Source organism: Protofrankia sp. Cas4, assembly GCF_963555915.1.
GTDB lineage: Bacteria > Actinomycetota > Actinomycetes > Frankiales > Frankiaceae > Protofrankia.
The window spans coordinates 1-5574 of sequence record NZ_CAUVXL010000223.1 but is presented as its reverse complement, the minus strand read 5'-3'; the positions used below and the strand labels follow the sequence as shown (position 1 = coordinate 5574).

At 70.1% G+C, this 5574-nt stretch carries 8 protein-coding genes; 6 read left to right on the top strand and 2 right to left on the bottom strand.

All coding sequences use genetic code 11. The features are described from left to right. Positions 1 to 227: 227 nt before the first annotated feature. Genes U9979_RS20080 through U9979_RS20065 form a run of 4 tightly spaced genes read left to right on the top strand, consistent with a single transcriptional unit; the run spans position 228 to position 3174 of the window. Positions 228 to 989 (top strand): ABC transporter ATP-binding protein, encoded by a 762-nt coding sequence (locus U9979_RS20080; RefSeq protein WP_322780603.1) that lies wholly within the window; start codon positions 228 to 230, stop codon positions 987 to 989. Beyond that, positions 979 to 1887 (top strand): ABC transporter permease, encoded by a 909-nt coding sequence (locus U9979_RS20075; RefSeq protein ID WP_322780602.1) that lies wholly within the window; start codon positions 979 to 981, stop codon positions 1885 to 1887. Before U9979_RS20080 ends, U9979_RS20075 begins: the two co-directional genes overlap by 11 nt. A gap of 58 nt (positions 1888 to 1945) precedes the next feature. Next, the gene (locus tag U9979_RS20070) at positions 1946 to 2401 is read left to right on the top strand and encodes an Rrf2 family transcriptional regulator (RefSeq protein ID WP_322751730.1); all 456 of its coding nucleotides are present in this window, start codon (positions 1946 to 1948) and stop codon (positions 2399 to 2401) included. Then, positions 2386 to 3174 carry an HAD family hydrolase gene (locus U9979_RS20065; RefSeq protein WP_322780601.1) on the top strand — a complete coding sequence of 263 codons (789 nt, stop codon included), beginning with the start codon at positions 2386 to 2388 and terminating at the stop codon, positions 3172 to 3174. The genes U9979_RS20070 and U9979_RS20065 overlap by 16 nt, the downstream gene beginning before the upstream one ends. On the opposite strand, the gene U9979_RS20060 is transcribed toward U9979_RS20065, so the two are convergent. Next, positions 3160 to 3636, bottom strand: coding sequence for a DUF4439 domain-containing protein (locus U9979_RS20060; RefSeq protein ID WP_322780600.1), 477 nt, complete (start codon positions 3634 to 3636; stop codon positions 3160 to 3162). The genes U9979_RS20065 and U9979_RS20060 overlap by 15 nt on opposite strands. 3 nt (positions 3637 to 3639) lie before the next feature. Further along, positions 3640 to 4164: a hypothetical protein gene (locus U9979_RS20055; RefSeq protein WP_322780604.1), complete on the bottom strand. Its 525-nt coding sequence runs from the start codon at positions 4162 to 4164 to the stop codon at positions 3640 to 3642. A 188-nt stretch (positions 4165 to 4352) separates the two neighbouring features. Between U9979_RS20055 and rimP the strand changes: the two genes are divergently transcribed. Both rimP and U9979_RS20045 read left to right on the top strand, forming a co-directional pair. Further along, a complete protein-coding gene (rimP, locus tag U9979_RS20050) occupies positions 4353 to 4952 on the top strand; it encodes a ribosome maturation factor RimP (RefSeq protein WP_322780599.1) in 600 nt (199 codons plus the stop codon). Further along, the coding region (locus U9979_RS20045; RefSeq protein ID WP_322780598.1) for a NusA N-terminal domain-containing protein at positions 4949 to 5574 on the top strand (626 nt) is incomplete at its 3' end. The genes rimP and U9979_RS20045, both read left to right, overlap by 4 nt.

Sequence of the window (5574 nt, the reverse complement as noted above, 5' to 3'; positions counted from 1 at the left end):
CACGTCGGCTGATCATGCCCAGATGCTCGGCCTGATCACCAAGGCCAACCTCGACGGGATCTTCGATCTGGCGACCCTGAACGCGGTGCTGACCGCACAGGGCAAACCGGCTGTCGCAGCGAAGTAGCCGTGGATCGACCAGACAGCGACCCGGGGATCTCGGCCTCCGGCGGCGCGAAAAACCATGATCGCGTCGCCTTTGGCCCGTCAGCAGAGGAGAGGATTTCGTGACCGCCGTCATCGACACGAGCGCGGTACGGATCGCCGGTGTGAGCCGGACCTTCGGGTCCGGCCCGCACCGGGTCCAGGCGCTGGACAACGTTTCCCTTGATGTGCGCCCGGGGGAGTTCGTCTGCCTGCTGGGCGCGTCCGGCTGTGGGAAGTCGACGCTGCTGGGCATTCTTGCCGGCATCGACCGACCAACTTCTGGCATGGTCGACGTCGGTGGGCGCAGGGTCGGCCTGATGTTCCAGGATTCGGCCCTGTTGCCGTGGCTCACCGCCGGGGGCAACATCGCGTTGCCGATGAAGATCAGGGGTGTCCCCGGCGCGGATCGCCGGGTCCGGGTCGAGGAGCTCCTCACGATGGTTCGCCTGGCCGGTCTTGCCGACAAGCGGCCGCACGAACTTTCCGGTGGCATGCGCCAGCGGGTCAGCCTGGCCAGAGCGTTCGCGCAGGAGGCCGACATCCTGTGTATGGACGAGCCCTTCGGCGCGCTCGATGCGATGACGCGGGACCTGCTGCATGACGAGCTGGAGCGGATCTGGCGCGAAACCGGGGTCACCGTCCTGTTCGTCACCCACGACGTGCGTGAGGCGGTGCGGCTGGGGGATCGCATCGTGTTGCTGTCGAGCCGGCCGGGGCGGGTGGCTGAGATCTTCGACGTCGGGATCGACCGCCCGCGCCGCATCGACGAACCGGATGTGGCCGCGCTCGCCGCGACGATCACCGCTCGGTTGCGTGCGGAGGTGAGTCGTCATGGCCACTGATACGACCATCGGACCCGATACGCTGCGCGGGCCGGCGACGACCACATCGACCGACGCGGCTCTTGCCGGGCTCGACGCCCTGGAGACCGCGGCGGCGCCCGGGCGCCCGCTCGCACTGCGGATGTGGTCGGCGACCTGGCCGAAGCTGGGCGCTGTTGCGATCTTTCTGCTGGCGTGGCAGATCGTGGTGTGGATCGGCTGGAAGCCGTCCTATGTCCTACCCGGCCCGGACGAGGCGTTGCCCGAGCTTGGCCACCGGGTGGTGAGTGGGGACTTCTGGTCCGCCTTCGCCCGTACCATGCAGCGTGCTTTCGTCGGGTATGCTCTGGCGGTCGTGATCGGCACCGTCGTCGGTCTGGCCGTGTCCCGGTTCGCCCTGCTGCGGACCGCGGTCGGCTCGTTCATCACAGCGTTGCAGACGATGCCCTCCATCGTCTGGTTTCCACTGGCGATCCTGCTGTTCAGGCTCACCGAAGGGGCGATTCTGTTCGTCGTCGTACTCGGTGCGGCGCCGTCGGTCGCCAACGGTGTCATCAGCGGTATCGACTATGTCCCGCCGCTGCTGACCAGGCTCGGGCGGTCCATGGGCGCGCGAGGCCTGAAACTGTACCGATTCGTGGTGGCACCGGCGGCTCTGCCGTCGGTGGTGGCCGGGCTCAAACAGGGCTGGGCGTTCGCCTGGCGGAGCCTGATGGCGGGTGAACTGCTGGTTATCGTGCCCGGTCACCCGTCCATCGGCTCGGATCTGGAGAACAGCCGCCAGTTCCTGGATGCGACCGGTGTGATCGCGTCCATGTTGACGATTTTCGCGATCGGGGTCCTGGTGGATGCCGCGTTCAACACCGTGGACCGCCGGATGCGCGCCCGCCGCGGGCTCCTGCCTGAACAGTCGAGCTGAGGTCGACCGGCGCTACCCGTGTGGGGCGCGCTACGACCATGACCGGCAAGATGGAGATATGCAGATCTCCGCACGAGCCGACTATGCCCTGCGCGCATTGCTGACGCTGGCAGCCTCCGACGGTGAGCTCGTGAAGGGTGAGAGCCTGGCGACCGCGCAGGACCTGCCGCTGCGGTTTCTGGAGAACATCCTCACCGATCTTCGCCGGAGTGGCCTGGTGGTGAGCAGGCGTGGCGCCGAAGGTGGTTACCGGCTCTGTCGACCGGCGGGCGAGATCACCATTGCGATGGTGATCCGTGCCACCGACGGTCCGTTGGCCAGCGTCCGGGGCCGCAGACCGGAGGATGCGGCCTACGAGGGCGCCGCCAAGTACCTTCAGGATGTGTGGATCGCGGTGCGGGTCAGCCTGCGCCGGGTCCTTGAGGAGGTCACGCTCGCGGATGTCGCCAGCGGGCACCTGCCGCCCATCGTCTGTGAGCTCGGTCGGGACCGGGACGCGTGGGTCGCTCGGTGATCGGTGGGGAGCCTCCTGTCGTTGAGGCGGTGGTCTTCGACTGGGGCGGTACCCTGACCCCCTTCCACGACGTGGACCTGTTGGACCTCTGGCGAATGGTTGCGCTCGACCTCGCCCCGGGGGACGCGCGGGAGCTGACCCGGGCGCTGGAGGGCTCCGAACAGCGGTGGTGGGCCACGACCGGCGCATCGGGCCGCAGCGGGACGGTCACCGAACTGCTCGCGGTGGCGTCGGCGGCGGTCGGGCTCGACGTGGCCGGTGCCGTGCACCGGGTAGCGGCCCGGCATGACCTGTGTGCCTGGACTCCCCACACGGTGTGCGACCCGGACGCGCTGCTGGCGCTGCACCTGGTGCGGACCCGGGGGTTGCGGATCGGGTTGCTGACCAACACGCACTGGCCTCGCTCATGGCACTCGCGATGGCTTGCCCGAGACGGCATCCTGGACCTGTTCGACGCCCGGGTGTACACCAACGACCTGCCGTTTTCCAAGCCGCATCCGGGCGCGTTCCACGCCGCGCTCGCCTCGCTCGGCGTGCGTGACCCGGGTGCGGCGGTATTTGTCGGCGACCGTCCGGCGAGCGACATAGCCGGGGCCCGTGGCGTCGGCATGCGCACCGTGCTGCTCTCCGACGGCGCCGGTCCCCGATCTGGGGTGCCGGGGGAATCCGGTGACGGCCGGGCCGACGCGGTGATCGGGCGGCTCGGGCGGCTGCTGGGCGTCCTGGACGGTTGGGCGGCCGGTCGCCGACGGCCGTTCTCACGCGCCGGGTAGCGCCCGGATGGCCTGGTCAGGGGGCTGGCCTGCCGCGATCCGGGCCTGCTGGCCGCGCACCGCCATCCCGGCCAAAGCGTCGGTCACCAGCGCGCGTCCCTCGCCCGTCAGGTCGCCGATCGCGTCGTAGGCGGCGGCCGAACAACGGTCCTCGATGTCGGCCAGCAGCAGGAGCACGCCGGCCAGGTCGGTGGATACCGGCGGCAGCCGGTACGCGGCCTGGGCCGCTGGCGCGCTGCCGCCCCGGTCGAGGATTTCGGCCACCAGTCGGTCACGCAGCTCCCGATGGGCGGTGAACGCATTCTGGGCCAGGACCCGGGTCGACTCCGCCACCGGCCGCAGTGCGGCCAGCTCACCGCCGGCCGCGGCGGTGACATAGACGGCGGCGTGTTCCATGGCGAGCAGGTTTGACAGCGTCTGGACGGCGGCGGAGTCGGGCGGTAGGTGCTCCTGTGCCGGCACCGGTCAGCCGACCAGCGGGGCGAGCAGGTCCGCATGTGCGGTCTCAGCCGCATGAATGCTGGCCAGCAGCGGCGCCAGGCTCGCCGAGGCGGCCAGGCACTGGGTCCGCAGTGCTGTCGCGGCCGCGCGCTCCAGCGTCAGTAACCCCGCCACACTAGCCTGCGCGGCCCCGGTGGCGGCTGTGGCCGTCGTTGCAGGTGTGGTGGCAGGTGTGGTGGCAGGTGTGGCCGCGGTCGCGGGTGTGGCCGGCACCAGGCGACTGACATGCTCGGCATGGTGGGCACGCACCGCGCGCAACGTCGCCGCAATCGAGGGATACGCGGCGATCGCGCGGTCGTACGCGACGAGCAGCGCGTGTTCAGACCTGAGCGCGGCTCCGCGCAGAAGGTCGTCGGCGGTGGCCGCCGCCGGGGTGGCAGTGTGTTCCCGGGCCGCTCGTGTCCAGCTGCATCCGACGAGGGCGCTGGCCGCAGCCAGTGGCAGTGCGCCGAGCACGACCCGTCTGGAGGACCCCTGAGCGGGAATCATCGAGCTCACGGCCCAGCAGCTTGGCACAGGTTGGCGGGCAGCGTGCTGCCTGCACGCTGGCCGTGCCCGCGGGCGGACCCGGATGAGCCTCGGGCGGCGACCGACGTAGGCTGAGGATCTCGAGAGGACGTCACGCCGGTGCGTGGCGATGAACGCCAGTGTGTGGCGACGGAGAGGAGCGGGTCGACGTGGGCGACGCCGTGGCCGCAACCCATGCCGGCGGCGGGCGAGGCCGCGCCCACCTGGTCCGCCTGCTCACCCCGGAGCTGGCGGCTCATGGGTTCGACCTGGAGGACGTCGCGGTCACCCGGGCGGGTTCCCGCAGCGTCGTGCGGGTGGTGGTGGACCGTGACGACGGTATCGATCTGGACGCGGTCGCCGAGGCCAGCCGGGCCGTCTCCGCTGTTCTCGATGCGGTCGACGGCGACGGCGCACCTGTGTCGGGCCCGTACGTGCTTGAGGTCAGCTCGCCGGGGGTGGACCGCCCGCTGGTCGCGGCACGGCACTGGCGGCGCGCCCGGGGACGGCTGGTTTCGGTGCACACCCGTGACGGTAGGCAGCTGATCGGCCGGGTCCGCGCCAGCGGGCCCGACTCGGCGGAGCTCGCGGTGGATGATCAGAGTGGGTCGGCAGGTGCGGTGCGGCGGATATCCTTCGCGGATGTCGCCCGGGCCGTTGTGCAGGTGGAGTTCCGTGCGACCGGGGACGATTCTGCGACCGGTGAGGATTCTGGGACCGGTGACGATTCTGGGACCGGGGCGGACGTGCAGGGGGAGGCGGAGCGATGAAGCTCGACGTGGCGGCGCTGCGTGGGATCGAACGCGAGAAGGACATCTCCTTTGACACCCTGGTGGAGGCGATCGAGACCGCGTTGCTGACGGCCTACCGGCACACCGGCGGCGCGGCACAGGACGCCCGGGTGGTCGTCGACCGGACGTCAGGGAATGTCGCGGTCTATGCCCGTGAGACGTCCCTGGACGGGCTGACCCGCGAGTGGGAGGACACGCCCGAGGACTTCGGCCGGATCGCGACGATGACCGCCAAGCAGGTGATCATGCAGCGGCTACGCGAGGCGCAGCAGGAAGTCACCTACGGACAATATGCAGACCGTGAGCATGATGTCGTCTCCGGCGTCGTCCAGCATCACGAGCAGCGAGCCGGTTCCAAGGTCGTGCTGGTGGATCTCGGCACGATTGAGGGTGTGCTCGCGCCGGCTGAGCAGGTCCCCGGCGAGCGTTTCGAACACGGGGACCGCGTCAAGTGCTATGTCGTGAGTGTCGTGCGCGGTGCGCACGGTCCCGCGGTGACGTTGTCTCGGACCCACCCGGAGCTGGTCAAGGGGTTGTTCCGCCTGGAGGTCCCGGAGGTCGCGGACGGCACGGTGGAGATCGTCGCGATCGCCCGGGAGGC

Coding starts and splice junctions, on each gene's coding strand:
- U9979_RS20075 (WP_322780602.1), top strand. CDS start 979: ATGGCCACTGATACGACCATCGGACCCGATACGCTGCGCGGGCCGGCG.
- U9979_RS20070 (WP_322751730.1), top strand. CDS start 1,946: ATGCAGATCTCCGCACGAGCCGACTATGCCCTGCGCGCATTGCTGACG.
- U9979_RS20055 (WP_322780604.1), bottom strand. CDS start 4,164: ATGATTCCCGCTCAGGGGTCCTCCAGACGGGTCGTGCTCGGCGCACTG.